The 24268-nt window shown below is 68.3% G+C and carries 18 protein-coding genes; 9 read left to right on the top strand and 9 right to left on the bottom strand.

The features are described 5' to 3' along the window. Positions 1-73: 73 nt before the first annotated feature. From ON45_RS02050 to ON45_RS24125, 3 genes are all read right to left on the bottom strand, one after another. Entirely contained in the window at positions 74-1726 is a 1653-nt protein-coding gene (locus ON45_RS02050; RefSeq protein ID WP_051062291.1) for a molybdopterin-dependent oxidoreductase, read from the bottom strand. A 94-nt stretch (positions 1727-1820) separates the two neighbouring features. Then, positions 1821-2591 (bottom strand): ABC transporter permease, encoded by a 771-nt coding sequence (locus ON45_RS02045; RefSeq protein WP_040491489.1) that lies wholly within the window; start codon positions 2589-2591, stop codon positions 1821-1823. Between the two features lie 10 nt (positions 2592-2601). After that, positions 2602-3327 (bottom strand): ABC transporter ATP-binding protein, encoded by a 726-nt coding sequence (locus tag ON45_RS24125; RefSeq protein WP_083914093.1) that lies wholly within the window; start codon positions 3325-3327, stop codon positions 2602-2604. 100 nt (positions 3328-3427) lie between these two features. Here ON45_RS24125 and ON45_RS02035 point away from each other — a divergent pair, with 100 nt between their 5' ends. Genes ON45_RS02035 through ON45_RS02025 form a run of 3 tightly spaced genes read left to right on the top strand, consistent with a single transcriptional unit; the run spans position 3428 to position 5640 of the window. Further along, positions 3428-3865, top strand: coding sequence for a hypothetical protein (locus tag ON45_RS02035; RefSeq protein WP_148288487.1), 438 nt, complete (start codon positions 3428-3430; stop codon positions 3863-3865). A gap of 19 nt (positions 3866-3884) precedes the next feature. Then, the gene (locus tag ON45_RS02030; protein ID WP_051062290.1) at positions 3885-4790 is read left to right on the top strand and encodes an HTTM domain-containing protein; all 906 of its coding nucleotides are present in this window, start codon (positions 3885-3887) and stop codon (positions 4788-4790) included. Between the two features lie 34 nt (positions 4791-4824). Then, positions 4825-5640, top strand: coding sequence for a PPK2 family polyphosphate kinase (locus tag ON45_RS02025; protein WP_040491487.1), 816 nt, complete (start codon positions 4825-4827; stop codon positions 5638-5640). 23 nt (positions 5641-5663) lie between these two features. Here the strand turns inward: ON45_RS02025 and ON45_RS02020 are convergent, their stop codons facing one another. From ON45_RS02020 to ON45_RS02010, 3 genes are all read right to left on the bottom strand, one after another. Then, the gene (locus ON45_RS02020; protein ID WP_040491486.1) at positions 5664-5915 is read right to left on the bottom strand and encodes a DUF4242 domain-containing protein; all 252 of its coding nucleotides are present in this window, start codon (positions 5913-5915) and stop codon (positions 5664-5666) included. A gap of 115 nt (positions 5916-6030) precedes the next feature. Next, positions 6031-8607 (bottom strand): ATP-binding protein, encoded by a 2577-nt coding sequence (locus tag ON45_RS23850; RefSeq protein ID WP_040491485.1) that lies wholly within the window; start codon positions 8605-8607, stop codon positions 6031-6033. Positions 8608-8656: 49 nt separating this feature from the next. Next, positions 8657-10438, bottom strand: coding sequence for an N-acyl-D-amino-acid deacylase family protein (locus ON45_RS02010; RefSeq protein WP_051062289.1), 1782 nt, complete (start codon positions 10436-10438; stop codon positions 8657-8659). A 208-nt stretch (positions 10439-10646) separates the two neighbouring features. On the opposite strand from ON45_RS02010, the gene ON45_RS02005 reads away from it, so the two are divergent. From ON45_RS02005 to ON45_RS01995, 3 genes are read left to right on the top strand one after another with little or no spacing between them, the layout of a single operon-like run. Next, positions 10647-11486, top strand: a complete 840-nt coding sequence (locus ON45_RS02005; RefSeq protein ID WP_040491484.1) for an SDR family NAD(P)-dependent oxidoreductase — start codon at positions 10647-10649, stop codon at positions 11484-11486. Then, complete coding sequence (locus ON45_RS20880; protein ID WP_051062288.1) at positions 11486-12442, top strand: CHAD domain-containing protein; 957 nt, start codon at positions 11486-11488, stop codon at positions 12440-12442. Before ON45_RS02005 ends, ON45_RS20880 begins: the two co-directional genes overlap by 1 nt. Next, the gene (locus ON45_RS01995; RefSeq protein ID WP_040491483.1) at positions 12439-12912 is read left to right on the top strand and encodes a CYTH domain-containing protein; all 474 of its coding nucleotides are present in this window, start codon (positions 12439-12441) and stop codon (positions 12910-12912) included. Before ON45_RS20880 ends, ON45_RS01995 begins: the two co-directional genes overlap by 4 nt. Before the next feature lie 23 nt (positions 12913-12935). On the opposite strand, the gene ON45_RS01990 is transcribed toward ON45_RS01995, so the two are convergent. Further along, positions 12936-18269, bottom strand: a complete 5334-nt coding sequence (locus ON45_RS01990) for an nSTAND1 domain-containing NTPase (RefSeq protein WP_083914091.1) — start codon at positions 18267-18269, stop codon at positions 12936-12938. 144 nt (positions 18270-18413) lie between these two features. On the opposite strand from ON45_RS01990, the gene ON45_RS01985 reads away from it, so the two are divergent. Continuing rightward, positions 18414-19304, top strand: a complete 891-nt coding sequence (locus tag ON45_RS01985) for a patatin-like phospholipase family protein (RefSeq protein WP_051062287.1) — start codon at positions 18414-18416, stop codon at positions 19302-19304. Here the strand turns inward: ON45_RS01985 and ON45_RS22035 are convergent. Continuing rightward, positions 19280-20338, bottom strand: a complete 1059-nt coding sequence (locus tag ON45_RS22035; protein WP_040491504.1) for a glycoside hydrolase family 130 protein — start codon at positions 20336-20338, stop codon at positions 19280-19282. The genes ON45_RS01985 and ON45_RS22035 overlap by 25 nt on opposite strands. Before the next feature lie 123 nt (positions 20339-20461). On the opposite strand from ON45_RS22035, the gene ON45_RS22505 reads away from it, so the two are divergent. After that, positions 20462-21199, top strand: coding sequence for a glycosyltransferase family 2 protein (locus ON45_RS22505; protein WP_051062285.1), 738 nt, complete (start codon positions 20462-20464; stop codon positions 21197-21199). After that, positions 21196-22944, top strand: coding sequence for a hypothetical protein (locus tag ON45_RS01970; RefSeq protein WP_148288484.1), 1749 nt, complete (start codon positions 21196-21198; stop codon positions 22942-22944). Before ON45_RS22505 ends, ON45_RS01970 begins: the two co-directional genes overlap by 4 nt. Positions 22945-22955: 11 nt before the next feature. On the opposite strand, the gene ON45_RS01965 is transcribed toward ON45_RS01970, so the two are convergent. Beyond that, complete coding sequence (locus ON45_RS01965) at positions 22956-24113, bottom strand: glycosyltransferase family 4 protein (RefSeq protein WP_051062284.1); 1158 nt, start codon at positions 24111-24113, stop codon at positions 22956-22958. Between the last annotated feature and the right edge of the window lie 155 nt (positions 24114-24268).

Here is a 24268-nt window from a genome sequence, read left to right as displayed (position 1 = left end):
GGTCCTTTGGTTCGGGGGTCTGGTTCACGCTGCTTGTCAGCGGTTTCGAGGGCTTCGTGTCGTGAGCCGGAGCTCATTCGACGAAGACCACGATCTGGTGATGCCCGGAGGCACCGTCGGGAAGTGGTTCGGATCGTTCGTCGGTCTGGATCACGCCATCTGCATCGACGGCCCGACAGCGGATCGAGGTCCGCGTCCGATCGGTGCCCGACGGCTCGAAGCGGAACGCCCACTGGCGCCACGTGTCCTTGTTCAGTGCCTCGCCGAGCTCGGCCGACATCCACTCGCCGTCGTCGATCTGCACCTGCACGTCACTGATCCCGACGGTCTGCGCCCACGCGACGCCTCCGATCGCGGCCATGCCGTCCGGTCCGACGTTGAGCGTTCCGAGCCCGTCGATCGAGTCGATGCGGCTCATCAGTTTGATCGGTGCCCGATCGGCGTAGCCGCGCGGGACCCAGTAGGACTCGAAGTCCTCGAAGGTCGTCAGCTCGATCTCGGTCAACCACTTGGTCGCCGAGATGTAGCCGTAGAGACCGGGGACGACGAGGCGCACCGGGAAGCCGTGTTCGAGCGGCAACGGTTCGCCGTTCATGCCGAACGCGACCATCGCGTTGCGGCCGTCGGTCGCAGCTTCCAGCGGGAAACCACACGTGTAGCCGTCGACGGAGCGGCCGACCACCTGGTCGGCGCCCGACTGAACGCCGGCTTCCTCCAGGAGTTCGTCCAGGCGGAATCCGAGCCAGCGGGCATTGCCGACGAGCTCACCGCCGATCGTGTTCGACACGCACGTCAGCGTGATGTCGTGCTCGACGATCTTGCGCTGGAGCAGGTCGTCGAAGCTGAAGCTCAGCTCGTTGTCGACCATGCCGGTGACCCGGAGTTCGTAGTTGTCGGTCGGCACCTGCGGGACGGTGAGGGCGGTGTCGATCCGGTAGAAATCGGCGTTCGGTGTGGAGAACGGGCTGACGCCGTCGACCCCGACGCTGACCCCGTCCGGGATCGGGGCAAGCGGATCGGCCGCGTCGGGGAGCACGACATTGGCGCGGGATTCGGTCGCGCTGAAGCGTGAACGAATCGCACGTCCGACGGCACCGGTACCGGCCCCGACGAGCGCGAACACACCGATCAGGCCGCCACCCGTGATCAGCAGGTCACGTCGGGTCGCGCGGGCCGGGTCGGTCGGCGACTCGACCGGCAGCGTCTCGTCCTCATCCCGACCCTCGACGTCGACGGGCTCGTCGGTGGCGTCCCCGCTGGTGAGAAGTGGTGTCAGCAGGTGATGCGCGAGCACGATCGCACCGATGCCCGCCCCGGTCCCGATGACGACCGGGATCGCATCGTCGAACGAGCCGCCGACGCGGCGGGAGATCGCGGTGTACGCACCGATCAGGCCGAACAGCGCGAATCCGACGACTCCGATGGCGAGACGCCGGGTGAACGCGAGCGTCACGACGACCATGGCGTACACCGCGAGAATCACCCCGATGCTGGCCAGGAGGACCGGCTTGTCGTTCGTCCCGAACTGATCGATCGCGAACTCCTTCAGCCAGACCGGGACGTTGTCGACCACGCGGTCGCCGACGTCGATCACCGGTGAACGCCAGTTGCGGTTCAGGCCGGCGATGAGTTCGGTGACCCCGAGCGCAACGGCCGCGGCGGTCAATCCCGTCAGCGCGCCGACCAGTCGGCGCGTCCATGGGGAGTCGGGTGCGAGGGCGAACATGCCCCTGGTTCGTCCGCCGGCACGGCTTCAGATCAAGTCGGCCGAAGTCCTGGCCCGAGAGTGCGCATCGGTGACCGACACCGACGCTCAGTTTCTAGTCGTGGCGGATCAGTTGGTCGCTGGGCGTGAAGAGCTCGCGCGAGATGCCGAGGCTCATCACGGTCGTGGTCGTGGCCACGCTGCCCAGCACCAGATACATCACCGAGATCTGCACCTTCACCGCCTCGGCAGGATCGACCCCGGCGAGGATCAGTCCGACCATCGCCCCCGGCAGGAAGATGATGCCGACCGCCTTCGTCGTTTCGATCTGCGGGATCAACGCGGTGCGCAGTGAATCGCGGAGGACGGGTTGGAACGCGTCCGATGCCGAGAGCCCGAGCGCGAGGCGACCCTCGATCTCGGCGCTCCGTTCACGGCTGGCGTCGAACAGGCGCCGGGACACGAGCACGGTCGCCGACAACGAGTTGCCGACGACCATCCCCGCCAACGGAACGATCGTCCGGCCCTCGAGTTCGTAGACGTGAAACCCGAACAGGACGCCCAGCGTGACCAGGGACGACGCGGCGTACGCGAGCAGCGACAGCCCGAACACCGAGGGGATGTCGCGCGCTCGTTTCCACGTCGTGTAGGCGGCGAAGAACTGCATGGCGACCAGCCAGATCGCCGAGAAGACGAGCGGATCGTCATCACCGACGACGAGCTGCAACGCGAAGCCGACGATCAGCAGTTGGACCAGGGCCCGCAGGGCGGCCCACAGCAATCGTCGCTCGAGTCCGAGATGTCGCCACAGCGAGATCGCGACGGCAACCGCGACCAGGATGCCGGACGCCGCCAACCCGACCAGACCGACGTCGGTCGGATTCATCGGCCCGTCCTCACGACGCGTTCTCGTCCGACGCGGGCGTTCCCACGAGTTCACGCACCCGTGAGTCGTCGTGACGGTCGAGTTCGCGGAGGTCGCCGGATGCGACGACCGTGCCATCGACCAGCACGACCGCCTGGTCGGCGATGCGTCGGAGCTGCGCCGTGTCATGGGTGATCCACACCAGCGGGACGCCACCATCGGCGAGCTCACGCGCGAGGTCCTCGATGGTCTGGCGTGACGCCGTGTCGAGCGATGCGGTCGGCTCGTCGGCCAACAGGACCGCCGGTTCGGTGAGCAGCGCTCGCGCGATCGTCATCCGTTGTGCTTCACCGCCGCTCAACTTGTCCGCTGACCGATCGAGGAGTTCTCCTGGCATCCCGACGTGGTCGACTGCCTGCTCGGCCCGGTCACGAGTCAGGTCCGGTCGAGCCACACACAGGTTGTCGAACACCGTTCCCGGGAAGATCGGTGCGGTCTGGAAGATCATCGCGACCCGGCGGCGGAGGTCGCCCGGCTCCCACTCGGTGACGCTGCGACCGTCGAGCGTGATCGTTCCCGACAGCGGATCGTCGAGCCGATTCAACAGCCGGAGAAGGGTGGACTTGCCGGCGCCGGAGGGACCGGCGATGGCGAGGATGCCCTCGCACGGAACCGACAGACTGATCCCTTTCAGGATCGGGTCGTCCTCCGGACCGGCGACCACGTCGGTGAGCTCGAACGTCGCGGGAGCGGTCACGAGCGCAACGTACCGCAACCCCGAACTCGTGATCTGTTCCGGCGCTCCATGCGCGAACTGTTCACGAGAACAGGTCGCGGTACGGTGGCCGGAGGGTCTGATGTCACGTCGTTCGCGTTCGTTGGTGATCGTGTCGGTGATCGCCGCGCTCTTCCTCCCGGTGCTCGCCAACCGGGACAGCTTTCCGATCTCGACCTATCCGATGTACGCCGGGACGCGAGGAACCGAGGTCTCGTTCGTGACGGCCCAGGGCATCGACGCCGACGGATCGGTCGTCCCTCTCTCCCTCGCCACGATCGGAGCGAGCGATGACCCCCTCGTCGTCGCCGGCGAGCTGCGCGACGTGGTGCGCCTCGACCAAGCCGACTCCCGGTGCCGCGTGATCGCCGGTCGGCTCGGGGCCCGAGGGGGCGACGACTTCGCCGACGTCGAGGCCGTCGAACTGGTCACCGAGCGCCACGACACGGTCGCCTCACTCCGGGGCGAGGACAGTCTGCGAGATCGCACCGTCCACGCGCGCTGCGGGGTCGGGGGATGATCGGGGTGGCGAACTGACGATGTGGTCGCGGTTGGTCGATTCCACGGCACCGGCCGAACGCGTCGCCGCGTTCCGGATGTGCGTGGGCGTGTTCGTCCTGCTGTACCTGGCCATCCGGGTCCCGGTGTTCTGGGACCTCGCCACCAGGTCCGGCACGACCTTCGACGGTGTCGGTCTGTTCGGCTGGCGCGACACACCGCTCCCGGTGTCGATGATCCGCACCACCGTCGTCGTCGCGTTCGTCAGCGGAGTCGGGATGACGATCGGCTACCGGTTTCGGGCGACCGCGCCCGTGTTCGCCCTCGCGATGCTGCTCCTCACGACGTACCGGTCGTCGTGGGGTCAGCTCCTCCACTTCGAGAACCTTTTCACGCTCCACCTCGTCCTGCTGGCCGTGTCGCCGGCTGCGGACGCCTGGTCCCTCGATGCGCGGCGCGGAACGATCGCGAGACGGGAAGCCACGACCTATGGCCTGGTGATGCAGGTCGCGTGCGTGATGGTCGTCGTGACCTACGTGATCGCCGGGATCGCGAAACTCCGCATCGGTGGAGCGGAGTGGATGTTCGGCGACACGTTGCGCAACCACATCTCCTACTCGGCGGTACGGCTCGAGCTGCTCGGCGGCGATGGGTCCCCACTCGCGGGGGTCGTCGTCCGCAACGCGTGGATCCTGCCGCCGATGGCGATCGGATCGGTCATCGTGGAGCTCTCCGCACCCATCGCGCTGCTCGGTGGACGGTGGCGAAACGGTTGGGTCGCGGCCGCCTGGTTCATGCACCTCGCGATCTACGCGCTGATGCTCGTCGGGTTCCCGTATCCGCTCTTCCTGATCGCGTTCACACCGTTCTTCCCACTCGAACGAGTGCGTGACATCGATCTCCGCCGTTGGCTGCCGGTTCAGCGACAGTCGGCACACAGCCCGTAGACGTCGATGAAGTGGCCGGAGCTACGGTGCGGCGATGGGTTCGAAGCACCTCGTCAAGCAGCTGCGCGTCCACGGTGATCCGCGGATCGAAGAGCGCGACGCACGCGCGAAGTTCGGATGGAAGCGGGAGGAGGCGGAACGACTCCTCGACGATGAGATGGTCGCCCTGGTCGATCTCCAGAAACGCCTGTTCGCCGACAAGTCCGCATCGCTCCTGATCGTGCTGCAGGCAATGGACGCCGCCGGCAAGGACTCGACGATCCGTGCGGTGTTGAGCGGACTCAACCCGGCGGGCGTCGATGTGCAGCCGTTCGGTGTCCCGACCGACGAAGAACTCGGCCATGACTACCTGTGGCGGATTCATCGACACACGCCGGAGGACGGCTACATCGCCGTGTTCAACCGCTCGCACTACGAGGACGTGCTGATCGCGCGGGTGAAGAAACTCGTGCCGAAGTCGGTGTGGAAGAAGCGCTACCGGCACATCCGCGAGTTCGAGCGGATGCTGGCCGAGGAGGGCACGCACATCGTCAAGATCTTCCTCAACGTGTCGAAGGACAAGCAGAAGGAGCGCTTCGAGGAGCGCCTCCATCGACCCGACAAGAACTGGAAGTTCCGCGCTGGTGACCTCGACGACCGGGCGCTCTGGGGCGACTACATGCAGGCCTACTCGGAGGCGATCGAGGAGACGTCGACGAAGCACGCGCCGTGGTACGTCGTGCCGGCCGACCGCAAGTGGGCGCGCAACGTGTGCATCGCCCGGATCCTCCGGCACCACCTCGAACAAATCGACCCGCAGTATCCGGAACCGGACCCCGACATCGACTTCGACAACATCGTCGTGACGTAACGACGTCTCCGATGTCCCGGGCGTCAGGTGTGCTCGGAGACCGCGTAGACCTCGTCGGCGACGAGTCCGTGCGCTTCGCGGTGGACGTCGCACGCCGCGTCAGCACTCGGCGCTTCGACCAGGCAGAAGATCTTCCCCTCCGCTTCGTCGACCCAGTAGCGCAGGTAGTTGACGCCGTGCTTCGACTGGGTTTCGAGATCCTTCGCGTGAGCAGCGGCGACGTCGTCGACCGACACTCCGCCGTCGATGTGGTGTATGTCCATGTACAGGGGCATTGGTGTTCCTCCGTTTCGAGACCGTCCGGTCGATCCGGATCGGTCTCGTCACGATGCGCCGTCGAGCGACCGCGACGCATCGGGAACGATCCCTATTCGTCGGCGTTCGCGCTCCCTATCCCGCGGGGGCTCCTACCCAGCCCTGCTCCTCGGCGATCGCGGCGGCTGCCCAGCGGGTCGGGACGTCGAGGCGGGTGAGGATGGCGGAAACGTGGTGTCCGGCGGTCTTGGTGGAGATGAACAGCTTCTCGGCGATCTCTGCGTTCGTGCACTTGGCGGCGACCAGGGCCAGCACCTCGAGCTGGCGGTCCGTGAGCCCGGACGGATGAGCGTTCTCGTCCGGAACGACCACGCCGCGCTCGGCCCAGCGGCGTCGCACCGCTCGCAAGGAGCCCATCGCGCCCAGGGCGGTGAGCGCTGACTCCACGTCGACGACCGGCGGGTCGGCGAGATCGGCGCGGACGAGCGCCGCGTGGAACGGCATCCCGCGGCGATCCCAGTCGTCGGCCGCACCCGGGAGATCACCACCGATCTCGCGCCCGACCGGACCGGGAGCGTCGGCGACCCCGGGCTCGCCGAAGCAACGCATCGACCAGAAACCCAGGTGTGCGCGGGCCCAGTCGTCGTTCTGGACGGCAAGCCCATCGAGGAGCGCATCGCGGGAGCTGCGCGCCTCGTCCAGATCGAACTGGTCACACCAGGCGGCCTCCATCGCCAACTCTGCTGCGGCCACCGCTGCGAAGTACATCGTGCCGTCGGCGAATCCTCCCGAGAGGATCGCTCGGACGTCCTCGGTGACCGGCTCGTCGCGCCGGAGACCGATCGCCGCGTGGACGTAGGCGACTTCCTCGTCCGCACACGTGACGGGATCCGGGCCGATCGACAGCGCGGTGTGCTCGAGCGCGGAGTCCCATTCACCGGCGTGCAACGCGGTCACGGCGGCCGAACTGTGCATCACGTTCGTGAAGGAGTCGAGTTGGCGGGCGTGGGTGAAGTCGAGAGCAGCGGCACAACGCTCACGCGCCGAGCGCAGGTCGTAGCGCCACACGTCGTGGGCGAGCAGGTTGTTGAAGGCGAAGGCCGCATGACCGTCGGCACCGACCTCGAGCGCGAGGTCACGTCCTGCTTCGAGCATCGTCGTTCCCGCCTGTTCTGCGTCGACATCCGACTGCAGCGCGCTGCCGAGGGACGCGCGGATCCGGGCCTCGCTCGCTCGATCCCCGATCGCGACCACTTCGTCCAACAGCCCTTCGAGCAGCTCGACCGCATCGTCGTGTCGACCCTCGCCCCAGGCAACCCCCGCCAGCAGTCGGATCGCCGGGACCCGCGCGGACGAGCCCGTGGCGGGGTGACGGTCGAGGACCTCGCGGGCGAGTGGCGCCGCCTCGGGACAGCGATCGCGCAGGGCCGCAACCTCGAACCGCTGCACGACGATGTCTCCGTGCACCTCCTCCGTTGCGGTCGCGCTTCGTTCGTCGATGAGACGCTCGGCGTCGTCGAGGCGACCGAGCAACAACAACTCATCGAACGCGCGGCGACGGGTCCGGTCGAGGACCGCCGGTGGCATCACCTCGCTGAACCCCAGCGCCCGCAGATAGTGCTCAGCCGCTTCCCGATGGCCTCCGGCGGCGGTCGCCGTCGTCGCAGCCGCGAGCGAGTACTCGACCGCCGGTTCATCGAGGCGCGCCTCCGCAGCGTGGTACGCGAGGTGGGCGACATCGCGGTGGTCGGCCGCGATCGGCTCCAGGACTTCGAAGAGTCGCCGATGCAGCTGACGACGCTTCACCGGTGGGATCGAGTCCTCGATCGCCGAGCGCAGCAGGTCGTGGCGACACGACACTCGATCCCGGCCGACGGTCAGCAGTTCCCGTTCGCATGCACGGTCGATGTGATCACCCGAATCGACGGAGAGCGCGAGCGCGGCGTCCAGCGTCACGCCGTCCGGACACAACGCGACGCTCTCGACGAGCTGCTGCACCGCCGTCGGAAGGCGTCGAACCCGAGCAACCGCAAGGTCCCCGACCGTCCGCGGCAGTACATCGACCGAGGTGCGCAGCGCTTCGACCACGAACAGCGGGTTCCCTCCCGTCGTGCGGTGAATCTCGTCGACCTCGCCGACTCGGTCGGGCGCCAGTCGGCCGGCCAGGATGCCGACCGACCGTCGGGTCAGCGGAGGAAGGTCGATGCGGATGCTCGTGCGTCCGAGCTCCGCGAGAACGTCGGCGAAGTCGCCGTCGGCATCGAGTTCCTCGCGACGGAATGCACACACCATCGTGCTCGGTGTTCCGTCGATCCGGCGACCGATGTACCTGGCGAGGCCCGCCGTGGCGGCATCCGCCCACTGCAGGTCGTCGAGCACGAGCACGGTCGGTCGGCGCCGCATCTCCGCGAGCATCGACGAGTAGACACCGATGACATCGACGCCCGACCGCACCGCATCCGCGAGCGACTCGGGGAGCACCGGGAGCATCTCGAACAGCGCCGTGAACGGGGCGGGAACGGCCAGGGGTTCGCACTGTCCGCGCCACACACGGATCCCGGTCGGGAGGTCGCCCAAGGCCGCGCCGATCAGCGCCGATTTTCCGGCGCCCGCCTCCCCGTCGATCAGCGCCGTCCCACCGCTGTCGAGCACGTCGGCAACCGCGTCGAGTTGCTTCTCCCGGCCGACCAACTCGGTCCCGGTGCCCTGCATGTCGAAATCCTACGCCCGCGCGTTCGCCCGGCTGAGCAAATGTCCGTTGCTAGGTGGCGGTGATGACCCTGACGTCGGGTTTCGGTTTGGCGATGGACTCCGCCGGCGCGGGTTGGGCGCCGCGGATCAGGCGGCCGGGGAGCGCGTCGGTCGCCTCGCCGTCGCGGTAGGTCTCCTGACCCGCGACGATCGTGTGCGCCCATCCGTTGGCGCGCTGCAGCAGGCGGCGACCGCCCGCCGGGAGGTCGTGGGCGATCTCGGGCTTGTGCAGCCGCAGGTTGTCGAAGTCGACGACGTTGAGGTCCGCTCGATACCCCGGGGCGATCACACCGCGGTCGAGCAACCCGACCGTGCGCGCCGTACCCCGACAGTGCCGCTCGACCAGTTGCTCCAACTCGATCGTTCCGCGGCTGCGATCACGTCCCCAGTAGTGGAGCAGGGTCGTCGGGAAGCTGCCATCACAGATCGTGCCGACGTGCGCCCCACCGTCGCCGAGGCCGGGCACGGTGTGGGGATGCCTCAACATCTCACCGACCGCGTCGAGGTTGCCGTCCACGTAGTTGAGGAACGGGAGGTACAGCATCCCGCCGCCGTCGCCGGCGAGCATCACGTCGAGCGCGAGTTCCTCGGGTGTCGTTCCCTCGCGCTCGGCCCGGGCGGCGATCGAGTCGCGCAGCTCGGGTTCGTAGTCGGGCGTGTCCCCCATCTCGAACAGCAACTCGAACTTCTGGATCAGCGACCCGCCGAGCTTGTCCCGATCACCGGCGGACGCCTGCGCCCGATGCTCGGCCAGCAGCGCCTCGCGGAACGACGGGTCGCGCAGCGCACCGATGCGGTCGGTCAGTGATCGATCCGCGATGTCTCGATACACCCGGTTCGTCAGGAACGGATTCAGCGTGAGATCGAGGCCCAGGATCAACCCGACCGCACGAGCGGCGACCTGTCCGGTCATCTGCAGGCCGTCAGCGTTCGCGGCGGTGATGTGGTCGAGGATCCCGCGGTAGGCGTCGGGCAGCATGGGGTTGCGGGCGACCGAGATCGACATCGGTCGACCCGATCGGGACACCATCTCACGCAGGGTGGAGAACTCGTCATCGACATCGAGGAAGTCGGACACGACCTGCAGCACGCCGGTTCCGGCGGCGCCGACGCCTTCGGCGATCCCGATCAGTTCGTCGGGCGCCGCCGTCAACGTCGGGGTGTACGCACCGGTCGACGTCTTGTGATTCCGGGTGCGACTCGTGGTGAACCCCAATCCCCCGGCTTCGATCCCCTCGCGCGCCAGATCGGCCATCGCCGCGATGTCGGTCGGCGTCGCGTCCTCGTGGTTCGCTCCCCGCTCGCCCATCACGTTGAGGCGCAGCGCACCGTGGGGAACCTGCGCGGCGACGTCGATGTCGTGGGGTCGGGCGTCGACCGCTTCGAGGAACTCGGCGAACGAGTTCCAGTTCCACGCGAGACCTTCGTGGAGTGCGGCGCCGGGGATGTCCTCGACGCCTTCCATCAACTCGATCAAGGCCGCGTGGTCGGCGTCGTGCACGGGTGCGAACCCGACGCCGCAGTTCCCCATCACGACGGTGGTGACCCCGTGCCACGACGACGGCTGCAGTCGCTCCTCCCACGTGGCCTGGCCGTCGTAGTGGGCATGGATGTCGACGATGCCCGGAATGACGAGCGCACCGTCGGCGTCGATCTCGCGATGGCCGCGGCCCGACACCCGACCCCGCTCCACGATCACCCCGTCGCGCACCGCAACGTCACCCGATTCACCGGGCGACCCGGTCCCGTCGATGATCCTGCCACCGCGCACCACCAGATCGAACTCAGCCATCTCCCCATCGTCGCGCGTCCCGGGCCCCCGCGGGCCAGCCGAACGACCCGCCCCGCCACCGCCACTGGGGTGAGATGTGAGACGACCCCTCGCTCCCAACTCTCACAAGAGCGGGCCAGAGCATCGGTCCGGTGAGATGTGAGACAACCCTTCGGTCCGAACTCTCACCGGAGGTGATGGCGGCGGCGCGATCGGCAAGACTCGCGAGATGGATGATCTCAACGGCAGGACAGCGGTGATCACCGGAGGCGCGAGCGGCATCGGGTTGGCCATGGCGCAGCGATTCGGCGCCGCGGGGATGAACCTCGTCCTCGCCGACGTGGAGCAGGACCCACTCGCCGCAGCCATCGACCGACTGTCCGACGCCGGAGTCCAGGTGGTGGGCATGCAGTGCGACGTGTCCGACCTGGACGCGATCCGCGAGCTGGAGGGGTTCAGTCGCGAGCAGTTCGGAGACGTGCACCTCCTGTGCAACAACGCCGGGGTCGGCAGCGGTGGATTGGTCGCCGAACCGGACGACATCGACCTCTGGCGATGGGTGATCGACGTCAACCTCTGGGGCGTGATCTACGGCTGCAAGACCTTCCTCCCGGCGATGGTCGAACACGGACACGGAGCGCACATCGTGAACACCGCATCGATGGCCGGACACGCGTCCGCACCGTTGATGGGTCCGTACAACGTGTCGAAGTACGGCGTCGTCGCGCTGTCGGAAACGTTGGTCAAGGAGATGCAGATGACCGGGACCGGGATCGGCGTGTCGGTGCTGTGCCCCGCGTTCGTGCAGACCGCGATCGGTTCGAGCCGCCGCAACCTGCCGGACACCTTGAGGGCCGACCTCGACGAACCGCCGAGTGACACGCAGTCGATGATCGAGCAGTTGATCGCAGCAGGGATTCCTCCGGCCGACGTCGCCGACGCCGTCCACGCGGCGGTCGTCGACAACACGTTCTGGATCCTCACGCACGACGATTCCAAGGCCGCGATCACCGAGCGCGCCCGCGAGATCGTCGACGGCATCAACCCCACGGCCACCGGCTTCGTCTGATGGCCTATCGATTCCTCCCCGACGAGGCGGTGCTCGACGGCATCCAACGAATTGCACGCGAGCAGGTCGATCGAGCGCTGACATCGCTCGACTGGGAGACCGGTCGCTCCGAGAATGTCGAGGACGGGATCCACGAGTGCCGCAAGCGTTGCAAACGGATCCGCGGCGCGGTGCGCCTCGTGCGACCCGCGCTCGCTGACGGACAGTACGCGGAAACGAACGAGACCTTTCGCGACGCCGCGCGGGCGTTGTCTCCGTACCGCGACGCGCACGCACTGCTCACCACCTTCGAGGAGCTGATCGAGGGCCACGCCGAGCAGTTCGTCGGAATCGACGTCGACCCGATCCGCGCAGAACTGGATCGGCGGAGTCGATCCAGCACGGAGCACCTGACGGGCGATGCCGAACCCGTTCGGATCGCGCGGGATCTGCTCGTCGCCGGGCGGTCGGGAATCGACGACTGGCGGCTCGACAGCACCGGCTGGGACGCGCTCGGCGGCGGTCTCGCGAAGACGTACGGCCGGGGACGACGCGCCCTGGCGGTCGCGACCGATGCCCCGACTCCCGAGAACTTCCACCAGTGGCGGAAGCGGGTGAAGTACTCGTGGAATCACCTCCGCATCCTTCGCACGAGCGCCCCGACACTGATCGAACCGTGGGCGGATTCCTTCAAGTCGCTGTCCGATGCATTGGGAGCCGCTCACGACCTCGCCGTCCTCCGCGAAGAGGTCGGGGCCGAGCCCGACGCATTCGGAGGGAACGACGCGGTGGACGCCGTGGCGGTGATCGCGGATGGTCGGCGCGCCGATCTCGAGCGACGCAGCATCGCATTCGGCTCCCGGCTGTACGCAGAGCAGCCGAAGCACTTCGCTCGTCGTCTCGGCACCTACTGGACGGTGTGGCACGACCTCGGCGACGAACCCGCCGTCGGTGAGATCGCGGAACTCTCGACATGAGTGGACACGACATCGAGATCGAGCGGAGGTTCGCGGTGAACGAACTGCCCGGCGAGCTGGGCCCGAGCACGTCGATCGAACAGCACTACGTCGCGCTCGACGGAGACCGTGCGGTGCGCGTTCGCCGTGAAGACGGCCGATGCCACCTGACGGTGAAGGGAGGTCGTGGTCTGGAACGTACGGAGATCGAGCTGACGATCGAGCCGACCCAGTTCGATCGACTCGCCGCTCTCGGAGACGGGCGAACGATCCGGAAGCAACGGCATCGGATCGAGCTGCCCGGCGGACTCGTCGCGGAACTCGACCGTTTCGGTGGCGACCTGGAGGGGCTCACGCTGGTCGAGGTCGAGTTCGAGAGCCGGTCATCGGCCGAAGCCTTCGTCCCCCCGCCGTGGTTCGGCGACGAACTCACGGATCGGCGAGGGTGGTCCAACGCCGACCTGGCGGTCCACGGTCTCCCGATTTCCTGACGCAGCGGGATCTCCGCGCCCGGTCAGGAACAGGCGGGCTGCTGCAAGGATGTCCCGGGTACGAGGCGATCCCACTCGTCGGACGTGAGTTCGCGCGCGACCACTTCGCACGCCTTCTCGACCCATCGGTCCGGGTCGAGCGGCAGCCGCAGGATCGAGCCCGATGTTGCGACCCACACCGAATCGGAGGAGGCGTCGTACCACGGCGGTGACGTCGACGACGTCCCGGTCCCGGTCTCGAGCGTGCCCACGTGTTGGCCGGCGACCGTGTCCCAGAGTCGGACGGTGCCGTCGGCCTCGACCGCGACCAGCTGGGTGCCATCTCGAACGAATCCGAGACCGACCACGGCGCCGATGTCGCGCACCGGCCGCACCGTCTCGGTCACGGGATCCACGACGACAGCACCGGTCGGCCCGCCGACGGCCAGCAGACCCGTGGTCGGGTCGGTGACCGCGAACTGCGCGTCGACGAGCTCCGCCTGGATCTCGACGTCCCACCGCCCGTCGAGGTCGTATCTCCTGACCGCGCCGGTGTCGAGCACCAGGTAGATCTCGCCACCCGGAGCGGGAGCAGCAGCAGCGGTGGCGATCGGTGGTGAGTTGATGGTGGACAGCACGGTGAGGTCGCCGGGACTCGGGTCGAACGAATTCGCCTGCCGGGGGGAACTCTGGAGAAACGCCATGGCGGCGCCGGCACCGACGAGTCCCTCGGCCGAGGGTTGTGCAGGATTGGTTCCCCCGCGAACCAGACTCGCGTCGCTCGGCCCGGTCCACAGATCGATCTGTTCGACGACCTCGCCATCACGCCAGCGGACCACCTGCCTCCCGCTGTCCCACGCCAGGTACCCGTCCGCTTCGGGCACCACTGCCAGTGCGTCGAACGACGAACCGTCCGGCAGGGCCAGGTCGACCGGGGTGCGTTCGCCGGACGCCAAGTCGACCTCCTCGATCGCACCCGAGGGATTCACCACACCGGCCCGCTCGGCGCCGAACTCGACCAGCGCGAGAGGATCGACGTCCCACGCCTCCTCGACGAGTGGCCCACCGCTCGGTCGAACCACCTGCACGGACGAGGAATCCTCGAACGGGACCACCACGACGGACCCGTCGGGTCGGACGAAGGCGTCGATCGCGTGTTGGATCGGCACCGGCCGTCCGGCGGGCCCATCCCGACGATCGAGCGTCTCCACCGACCGGGAACTGACCGCGACGATGTCACCGTCGGGGCGGACCCCGAGGGCGATCACGGGGATCGGGTCACTCGTGGCCACCTGGTCGATCACGGTCCCCGTTGCGATGTCGATCGCGGCGATCACGCCGTCCTCTCCACCGGCGAGAACAGCACCGCGCTGCGGATCGAACGCGACTGCGGTCACCCGACTCGGTCGCGGAGCCCGAAGAACCTCAAGCCCGGTTTCGGCATCGAGCAACACCAGGAGCCCGGGTGCGTCGACACCGTCACGCTGCGCTCGGATGGTCGAGTCCCCCAGGTCCGTATCGGCACCCTCACGTTGCTGCTCGATGTTGGAGCCGCCCGGCCCCTGGGTCGTGCCCGGTCTCCCGACACCGACGGCGAACAGACCCTCGTCCTCGCTCGCGGCGGTTGCCGGGATGTCGACGTCGAGGAAGTAGAGGTCGGGAATCGCCGGTGCGACCGGCTCGAGGGTCCGTGCATCGACGACGACGACCTCACCGTGCGTTGGATCATCCGACTCTTGGGCAAAGATGTAGTGACCGCCCGCGAGTGGCCGATCGATCGGGGCACCGATACGCGGCTCCATCGGAGTCCAGGGGCCGCCGTCGATCGACGTCCATTGATCGCTCGAGATGACCGACCCGGCCCATCGCACTCCGCTGTCGCCGCCCCCGCTCCATGCAACGCATGGCCCCGGCGCGGCTCCATGAGCGGTGGTGTCCCCGGTGATGAGGTCCTTGGACAGAAGCTGACCGTCGGCGCTTCCGAACTCCATGAGCCCGTCCGGGCTGAACCTGCTGACCGGGACGATTCCGTCGCAGTCGTCGGTCGGGAGCCGCTGCACGCTGCCGACCTGGCGACCGAGCTGGTCGACCGCGAGCGCATCGAGGAGGGCGCTGTCGGTGGTCGGTCCTGGAGCACGGCGACGCGCTTCGAGGGCGAGCAGAACCGCGAGGTCGGGACGTTCCGCTGCGATCGCCGAGGAACGGGACACGAGCGTGGCGACCTCGGTCTCCGCATTCGCGGACTCGGCGGCTGCGGCCTGCTCGACCGCCATGCGCGCCTCACGGTCCGCTCGGCGCTGTTGAACCAACGCGAGACCGCCCGCAACCAGCGCGACGACCAGGGCGGCCGCCGTGCCGATCACGAGTCGCCGGAGGCGACGGACGCGTCGTTGCTCGAGCCGCCGCTCGTCGTCCGCCTGCACGTGGGACGCACGGAGGAACTCGTGATCGACCTGGCGCAGCCAGTCGGGATTGGACTCCGAGATCTCGAGCGCGGCGTCGAGCCGACCACCGCGAAGGAGGTCGGAGGCCTGACGTCCTCCGTCGTCCCACGTCGTCGCGGCCGACCCGATCGCCTCGACGGAGCGGAGGAGATCTCGGTCCTGCTCGAGCCACGTGGCAGCACGCGGCCACTCGCGCAGCAACGCCTCGTGCGCGACCTCGACCGTCGGTTCGCGACTCGTCGTGTCCCGATCGAACGTGATCAGGCGGGCCGAGCCGAATCGGTCGAGCACCCAACGCGTCGACTCGTCATCGCCGAGGTCGGAGACGAGGGTCCGCCGGCGAGTGTCGGACGTCTCCTCACCGGGGTTCGTCAGGCGTCCGAACACGCTGCGGATCGCAGCGCGTCGCGGTTCGTCGGCCTCGGCGTAGAGCGCTTCGGCACGTGCGGTCAACGCGCCGGCGAGTCCGCCGATGGCGGCGTAGTCCTCCACGGTGATGAGGTCGCTCAGCCCTCGCCGATCGAACAATTCGCTGAGGGTGTACTGGAGCAGCGGCAACCGGGACGCCTGGCCGACCGTTTCCGCGGCGATGCGGGCCACGAGTCCGGATTCGAACTCGACGCCCACGCGACGAGCTGGCTCGGTGATCGTTTCGACCAGCTCCTCCGCCGACAGCGGGGTGACCTCGACCGCCGCCTCCTTGACCACATGCGCAAACGCCAGGTGCTGAAGCGGGCGGTCGTAGTAGTCGGCGCGCACCGTCATGACGAGCCGAAGCGGTGACGCCGGGTCGGCGACGGCGACAGCGAGGGCATCGAGAAAGCGATCGGCGTCGGCCGTCGGCGCGCGGGTGAACAGTTCCTCGAACTGATCGATGACGACGATCACGCGACCGCTGTCGTCGGGCAGGCAGCGGCGAACGCCGCGAAGGACGCCGCGTTCCCCGTCGCGGAGCTGATCGAGCAGCGATGTCGGCGGGTTGACCGCGATCCGCAGGAGCGCCGTTTCGAGTGACTCGTAGGGATCGGCCCCCGGCACCATCGTCGTGGTGAACCAGCCTGCGGAGCCGGGTACTGCACCGGTCCGCAGCGCCGGGATCACTCCTGCCCTCACCACCGAGGACTTGCCGGAACCGGACGGACCGACCACCACGACGCAGCGCGAGCCGACCCCGTCGCCGGACAATCGCTCCACGATCTCGGCGACCAGTCGGGTGCGGCCGAAGAAGCGATCGGCGTCCCCATCGTCGAAGGCCCGCAGTCCGATGAACGGGTTCTCGACGGGGTGGCCGGTCGACGGCGAGATCGACGGGGATCTGTCGGTTCCCGAGTGCAGTGCCTCGACGAACGCGGCGATCGTCCCGAATCTGTCCGCCGGATCCGCCGCCGTTGCCCGTTCGATCGCCGACGAGACCGTTCGGGGGATCCCGGCGATGACGTCACGCACGTCCGGAACGGTCGGGTGCAGACGGCGGTCGACGAGCGCACCGGCCGTGCCCGCCGTGTGGAACGGGTTCCAGCCGCTCAGGCATTCGTAGAGCACCACACCGAGGCTGAACACGTCCGCCGTCGGCGCGACCCGTTCGCCGCGCAACTGCTCGGGCGCCGCATACACCGGCGAACCGAGCGACAAACCCGCGTCCGCACCGTCGATGTCGACGCCCTCGAAGGCGATACCGAAGTCGGCGAGGTACGCGTTGCCGGTGTCGTCGAAGAGGATGTTCGACGTCTTGACGTCTCGGTGCACGACTCCGTGAGCGTGCGCGGCCGTGAGCGCGCCACCGATGCTCTCGGTGATCGTCAGAGCTTCACCGAGTCGGAGCGGGCCGTCGTCGAGACGTCGTTCGAGTGTTCCACCGCCCAACCAGCGCATCACGAGGTAGGCGGAATCGGGGTCTCGCCAGAAATCGATCAACGGCACGACATGCGGATGTTCGATGCGCGCGACGATTCGGGCCTCGACCTCGAAACGGCGAATGAACTCGGGACGAGTCGCGAGTTCGGAGCGGATCTGCTTGATCGCCACGTCCCTCTCCACCGATGGCTGCACGCCACGCCACACGACGGCGAACGCGCCGGCGCCGACCTCATCGAGCAACCGGTACCCGCGCAGGGGCCGTCCCGACGACTCGATGTTCAACGACGGGTCGCCGACGAGGAGCGCCTGTTCGAGGTCGACGATGTCGGTCGACGGATCGAGACCGCTCTGGTCGGCGAGTGCGCGACGGAACGCGGCGATGATCCGGAGCGACTCGGGTGTCCGGCCGCTGCGGTGGAGCGCGAGCGCATACTGACGCACGGCCCGCTCGCGCAAGGGCTGTTCGCCGACGAACACCCCGAGCTCGCCGGTGATCTGCGTGTGCCGGCCCAGAGCCAGCTCCGCTTCCCAGCGTTCCTCCTGCACCTCCAGGCGGTCGAGGTGAAGCTGTTCGACCTCTGCTCGCGCCCAATCGAGATTCTCGAGTTCGCGGAACGGTTCACCGTGCCAGAGCGCGAGTGCCTCGTCGAGAAGCCGGCGAGCGGTCAACGGGTCCCCGCGGTCGCGCGCATCTCGGGCAGCGGCCCGCAACCGCGCGAACCGGACGTGATCGATCACCTCGGGAGGTGCGTCGAACCGATACCCACCCGCCTCGGTTTCGATCCAGTGTTCGGCGCCGTCCGGAAGTGCCTGTCGCAGACGGGAGAGATACGTGCGAAGGGTCGTGACGGCATTGTCCGGCCGGTCACCGTCGTCCCAGAGATACTCGGTCAGCCAGTCCGTCGTGACGGCGTGTCCGTGTCGGATCACCAGCAGCGCGAGCAGACGATGTTGGCGCGGTCCGCCGATCCCCACGAGCCCCTCGGATCCGCAGACTCCGACCTCGCCGAACACTCGGACCGACGGTGGGGCGCGCAGCTGTACAGCTTCCACCGCTGGCCCCGCGACGCCGCTCACCTCGAGAATGCTAGAGAATCGACATCACCAGGAGATCACAACGCGTCGTCCCTGCTCAGGCGCCTCCACCGGCGGGCGACGTTGACGATGAAGTGCCGGCGAGGTTGACTTCACCGCTTCGTTCTCCGACAGACCGGTCCCGCCATGCCCGACACCCCAGCCTCGCCGACGCCGCCGAATCCGGTCGCCGATTGGCCGCGTCCGCTGGCATTCGTCCTCTCCGGTGGCGGCGCCTTCGGGTCGGTTCAGATCGGCATGATCCGTGCGCTGCTCGAGCGCGACGTGCGACCCGACCTCATCGTCGGCACCTCCGCCGGTGCCCTCCACGGCGCCGTCCTCGCCGACCGTCCCGACGACTGCGTCGATGCGCTGTCCCAGCTGTGGAGCCGGGCGGACCGGCAATCCGTGTTCGGTGGCCGGATCAACTCGATCAGCAGCATGGTTCGGAACCGGACGCTGTCCGACGGTCGACGTCTCGGCGCGCTCATCGACGCCAGTCTCCGGGCGACCGAGTTCGGTCAGCTCGGCACGCCGTTCGCCGCCGTCGCCACCGACGCGGTCACCGGCGAGCCCGAACTGCTCTGCGACGGCGCACTCCGGCCCGCGCTCCTGGCCAGTGCCGCGGTGCCGGGTCTGCTCCCCGCCGTGGAGATCGACGGCCGGCGTTACGTCGATGGCGGGGTCAGCGCCAACGTGCCGATCCGCCAGGCGATCGCCTTCGGTGCGGCCAGCGTCATCTCGCTCGACGCGACGCCGAGCGTCGTCGCCACCACGGCGCCGCGTTCGTTCAGCGGCGGTCTCCTCCACTCGGCATCGCTCATGCTGCGCAACCAGCGCTCGCACGCGGTCGACGAGATTGCCCATCGCTACCGCATCGGGGTGCTGCCCAGCCCGACCCCGTCCGACATGGGTTCGTTCAACTTCACGCGGACCGCCGAACTCCTCGAGTCCAGCTACGCACTGACGATCGACGTGCTCGACGCGTGGTCCCACGACGCCGCACTGGGAGATCAGGACCCGACGCAGCGGTCGTGATCGAGCACGAAGTCGACCACGTCCTCCACCGCGGCAACGGCCAGACCGACGCATGTGTCGGCGGCGCCGTAGTACAGCCACAGCTCGTCGCCGGTCGGTGACGGTCGGACGACGGCCCCGGTCGGGAAGACCACGTCGTTGCGAAAGCCCGCCGTCTCGTGGTCGGCGACCGGCTCGAGGACCGGCTCGGAACACGCGGCGAGAACGAGCGACGGATCGTCGAGGTCCAACAACATCGCGCCCGCGACGTAGCGCCGTCGCCACGACGATTCCCAGCCACGGGCGACGACGCCCGATGCATCGTCGTGCTCCTCGACCGCGTGGACGATGCAGAGCCACCCGCGGGCGGTGCGGATCGGTGGCGACCCCGGGCCGAGCTTCGAGTTGCCGATCCCGAGGTCGTCGACGCCGAGCAGGAATCGGTGCTCGCCCCAGTGGCGCAGGTCGGGTGATCGGCTGCACCAGATGCCGTATCGCCCCGCTCCGAGCGGCTCGCCTCCGTACTCGTTGAACGGACGGTCGAGTCGGAACCACGCACCGCCGATCGTCTCGGGGAACAGCACGATGTTGCGATCGTCGGGCATCGACAGGTGGACGACCTTCCACGAACGCCCGGAGTCGGCACTCCCCAGCACCGCCGCGCGGAGGCCGTGGACGGTGTCGACCGCGGTGGTCATCACGAGCGGCCCGTCCGGATGGTCCAGCACGCTCAGCCGGGGGTCGTACATCCGCCAGACCTCGCGGTCGAGATCGCGGTGGGGTTCCGCCGCGGCCAGCAGGTCGACGGCGAGCGCGCGGTCGATCGTCGGGCGCGTCGGATCGGCCGTCCAGGTCAACCCATCGACACTCGTTGCGAAGGCGATGTCGGTCGCGGTGATGTGCGGATCACCCGGGATTCCGTGATCGATCCGCACGGCCATCAGCAGTTCCGCGCCGAGATCGACGACTCCCGGATTGAAGGCCAGCACACCCGGAGGGAACAGCTCGGCGGACACGACCGGGCTCGCAGGATGGCGTACGAACGGAGTCCCCACGAGCCGACTCTGACACGTCGGGTTCACACGGACGAGGTTCGCCCGCGGCGTTCGTGCGCTGTACACCGGACGGCTACCCGCACCTGACCTCGTGTCCACCTCGGAATGACATCGTTGTGCTTCGTGGGGATCTCCGCCGACCAAGTCACCGTGATCGTTCCGACCAAGAACGAGGTCGGCAACATCGAACGGTTCCTCGGGTCGCTTCCTCCCGACGTCCGACTCGTCGTCGTCGACTCCAGCACCGACGCCACCCCCGACCTCATCGCCCGCACCCGCCCCGAACGCACCACGGTGATCCACGAAGACGTCAACATCCCTGCTGCGCGCCAACTCGGTGCCAGTGTCTCGTCGACACCGTGGCTGCTCTTCACCGACGCCGACGTCGCGTTCGAACCCGACTACTTCGAACATCTCGCGACCACCGACGTCGACCGGCGGTGCGGTGGCCTGGTCGGAGCGAAGGGAACGATGGACGGGTTCGACCTCTATCACCGCATCTTCCTCGCCGGCCAAGTCGCCCTGACGACGGCAGGAATTCCGGCCGCCACCGGGTCGAACATGCTCGTGCGGCGTTCGACACTGATCGAGGTCGGTGGCTTCGACCGTCAACTGTCGGTCAACGAGGACACCGAGTTGATGTTCCGTGTCCACCGCAGCGGATGGTCGGTGAGAATGCGCGCCGATCTGAAGGTCGTCTCGTTCGACCATCGCCGGTTGGAAGCCGGTGTCGCGCGCAAGTTCGTCCACGGAACGATCCGAAACACCGCCCTGTTCCTCGGCGTGTTCGGCAGCGCCGTCCGGGGCAGCGACTGGGGCTATTGGCAGACGCACGAGCGCGAACCGGAAACGTCGTCGTGACCATGCCGTTGGACCGTCCCGCCGGCGGACACGTCCACGGCCTGACCTCGCCACACACGGCCGATCGCGACGTCGCGTTGCTCCGCCGACACGCGCCGACCCTGGTGCTCGACGCGCGCGAGATGTTCCGCCCCACAGAGGTCGACGGCTTCGTCGCCGCCTCGCAGTTGTGGGACCGCTCCGGCGTCGACCTCGGGCCGATCACCACCGCCGGACTCGACGACCGCTGGGCACCCGGCACCTACCTGCAATTCGTCGACGATCACGACCGACGATCTCTCGGTCGCGACGACATTCGGTCGGCACGGCGGCACCTCGCGGTCCCCCGACTCGGCCGCGTCGGTCTGTTCGGACGGTTCCTCGACGCTCTCTTCCAGCTCTCGGTCTGGATCCGACCGACGACGCCGCGCCGCACGACCGCCGCCGCTTCCGACAAGGCACAGCGTCTCGAACTCCAGACGCATCCGGTCTGCTATGGACGCGTCGTCCGGGCCGGCGAGTGGCTCGTCCTGCACTATTCCTACTTCTATGTGATGAACGACTGGCGGACGAGCTACCGCGGCCTGAACGATCACGAGGCGGACTGGGAACAGGCGTGGGTGTTCTGCGACCCGGCCGACGAGTCACCTCAGTGGGTCGCGACGAGTAGCCACGACCACTCCGGTGCGGAGCTTCGCCGACACTGGACCGACCCCGAGTTGCTGATCCAGAGAACGCACCCGACCCTCTTCGTGGGGGCCGGTTCGCACGCGCTGTTCTTCCGGCCGGGCGACTACGTCACACGCATCGACGTTCCCGGCCTGCGGTGGGCGCTGCGTGCTCGCCAGTCGATCCGACGCCTGCTCGGCATCGACGCGAGTGCAACCGAACGCGGTCTCGGGCCCGCCCTCGGTGTCGCCTTCATCGACTCCGCCGGCGCGGACGGCGACACGATCGACTCCTGGGAGATCCGGCCGACCGACGACACGGTGTGGATCGAGCAGTACCGCGGACTCTGGGGTGCCGACACCGGCGATCCGCTGCAGGGCGAGCGCGGTCCGTCGGGGCCGAAGTTCAACCGGAACGGCAGCGTTCGCACATCGTGGGCCGACCCGCTCGGATTCGCCGGACTCCACGGGACGCCGCCACCGTCGGCGGCAGCGATGCGGATCAACCGCGACAAGCTCGATCGCGTCGTGCAGGAACTCGACGAGCAGATCCGGCACCAGGCGCGGTTGCTCCCGCTCGCCGAACGCGCCGACTCGCCGCGCGACACCTCCGCCGAGAGTTCCGAACTCACCGCCCTGCTCCGGCAACGATGCGAACTCGAGGACCTCGGGCGCAGAATCGACCGTGGCGACCGACCCCAGCTCCGGATCCGCGAGCACTTGCGCCAACCCGCGGTTCCGATCCGACCGGGTTCCGGATGGGTGCTCGCAGCATGGTCCGCACTCAGCATCCCCGTCCTGCTCGCGGCCATCGCTGCGGTGCTGCTGCTCGAGACGGTCCGCGTGGAGGTCGCGGCGGCCGTGCTGCTGCTGGTCGGCACACCGGTCGAGTACGTCGCGCGACGTGAATGGGGAGCGGTGGCTCGACTCGTGGTCGCCGAGACGCTGCTCGTCGCGTTCTTCGTCTTCGCATTCGGCGTGGTGCTCGGCGCCGGCCTCTATGCGCTCGGCGCCGTGTTCCTCGCCGGGTCAGCCGTGCTGCTCGTCGCGAACACCGTGGAACTCCGGTCGATCGCGGTCGCCCGACGGGACCGCTGAGCCGTTCGACCTCAGCTCGCGACCCGCACGGTCCGGGCAGGTTGAATCCCGCCGCGACCGGGCCGCGACCGACGGCAGTGGTCGTAGACGTCGATGAGGTCGTCGCACACGCGCTCCCACGTCCGCCCCACGGTTCGCCGGTGTCCCGCCTCGCCCATCTGCCGGCGCAACTCGGGCTGCTCGATCAGCACGCGAATGGATCCGTGGAGCGATTCGGCGTCCTCGGGTCGATACAGCAAACCGGTTCCGCCGTGTTCGACCAGGTCGAGCGGTCCGCCCGCAGCCGGAGCGACCACGGCGACCCCGCTCGCCATCGCCTCCTGGACCGTCTGGCAGAAGGTCTCGTGGGCACCGGTGTGTGCGAACACGTCGAACGAGGCCAGCGCTTCGGCGAGAGCTGGTCCGCTCAACATCCCGGTGAAGTGAGCGTCCGGCAGTTGACGCTCCAGGTCGGTTCGTGCCGGCCCGTCGCCGACGATCACGACCTTCGAGTTCGTCCACTGATCGACGCCGGCGAGCAGGTCGATCCGCTTCTCCCGCGCCAGCCGACCGACGTAGCCGATCACCGTCCGCTGGTCGTCCGCTCCGAGCAGTTCACGTCGCCAGGTGTCCGAGCGTCGATGGGGCGCGAAGAGTCGACCGTCCACCCCACGTCCCCAGATGCCGACGCGCGGAATCGCGTTCGCGTTGAGTTCGTCCGCGGTGGCGGTCGAGGGAGCGAGGGTCACGTCGGCGAATCGATGGACGTGGCGCAACCACCGCCACACCGCACCCGAGGTGCTGCCGAGACCGTAGGAGCGAGCGAATCCCGACAGGTCCGTCTGGAAGATGGCGACGATCGGAAGGTCACGCGCCGCGGCCTCCCGAGCGACTCGCGCTCCGAGTGACACCGGAGCGGCCAGATGAACGACGTCGGGCTCGAACCGATCGAGCACACCGAGGACCAACTGGCTCGACGGGAACCCCACGGTCACCCCGCGGTAGAACGGCAACGGCCTGCTCCGGACCCGGACCACCTCGACACCGTCGACCTCGGTCGGACCCGGGTCGGGCGCGATCACCATCACCTGGTGGCCACGACGGATGAGGTGTTCCTGCAGCCGCGCCACGGAGTTCGCCACCCCGTTCACGCTCGGCGCGTAGCTCTCGGCGGCGATCAGGACGCGCACGGGGGAAGCCCGATCTCGAGTTCGTGTGGCATGCCCGCGACACTGCGCTACGCGAACGACGGGAGAGCGACATCGAGGTGGACTCCCGATGATCTGCCGGCGACGTTCCAAACAACATCGCTGTGACTCGCGAGCTGTCCGTCGGTGCCGGTCAC

It is taken from the genome of Ilumatobacter nonamiensis YM16-303 (assembly GCF_000350145.1).
GTDB lineage: Bacteria > Actinomycetota > Acidimicrobiia > Acidimicrobiales > Ilumatobacteraceae > Ilumatobacter_A > Ilumatobacter_A nonamiensis.
The sequence above is the reverse complement of the archived record's forward strand: the minus strand, read 5'-3'. Positions and strand labels throughout refer to the sequence as shown.

Coding starts and splice junctions, on each gene's coding strand:
- ON45_RS01985 (WP_051062287.1), top strand. CDS start 18,414: ATGCCCGACACCCCAGCCTCGCCGACGCCGCCGAATCCGGTCGCCGAT.
- ON45_RS02010 (WP_051062289.1), bottom strand. CDS start 10,438: ATGGCTGAGTTCGATCTGGTGGTGCGCGGTGGCAGGATCATCGACGGG.
- ON45_RS01995 (WP_040491483.1), top strand. CDS start 12,439: ATGAGTGGACACGACATCGAGATCGAGCGGAGGTTCGCGGTGAACGAA.
- ON45_RS02035 (WP_148288487.1), top strand. CDS start 3,428: ATGTCACGTCGTTCGCGTTCGTTGGTGATCGTGTCGGTGATCGCCGCG.
- ON45_RS02025 (WP_040491487.1), top strand. CDS start 4,825: ATGGGTTCGAAGCACCTCGTCAAGCAGCTGCGCGTCCACGGTGATCCG.
- ON45_RS20880 (WP_051062288.1), top strand. CDS start 11,486: ATGGCCTATCGATTCCTCCCCGACGAGGCGGTGCTCGACGGCATCCAA.
- ON45_RS02045 (WP_040491489.1), bottom strand. CDS start 2,591: ATGAATCCGACCGACGTCGGTCTGGTCGGGTTGGCGGCGTCCGGCATC.
- ON45_RS23850 (WP_040491485.1), bottom strand. CDS start 8,607: ATGCAGGGCACCGGGACCGAGTTGGTCGGCCGGGAGAAGCAACTCGAC.
- ON45_RS02050 (WP_051062291.1), bottom strand. CDS start 1,726: ATGTTCGCCCTCGCACCCGACTCCCCATGGACGCGCCGACTGGTCGGC.
- ON45_RS02030 (WP_051062290.1), top strand. CDS start 3,885: ATGTGGTCGCGGTTGGTCGATTCCACGGCACCGGCCGAACGCGTCGCC.
- ON45_RS02020 (WP_040491486.1), bottom strand. CDS start 5,915: ATGCCCCTGTACATGGACATACACCACATCGACGGCGGAGTGTCGGTC.
- ON45_RS02005 (WP_040491484.1), top strand. CDS start 10,647: ATGGATGATCTCAACGGCAGGACAGCGGTGATCACCGGAGGCGCGAGC.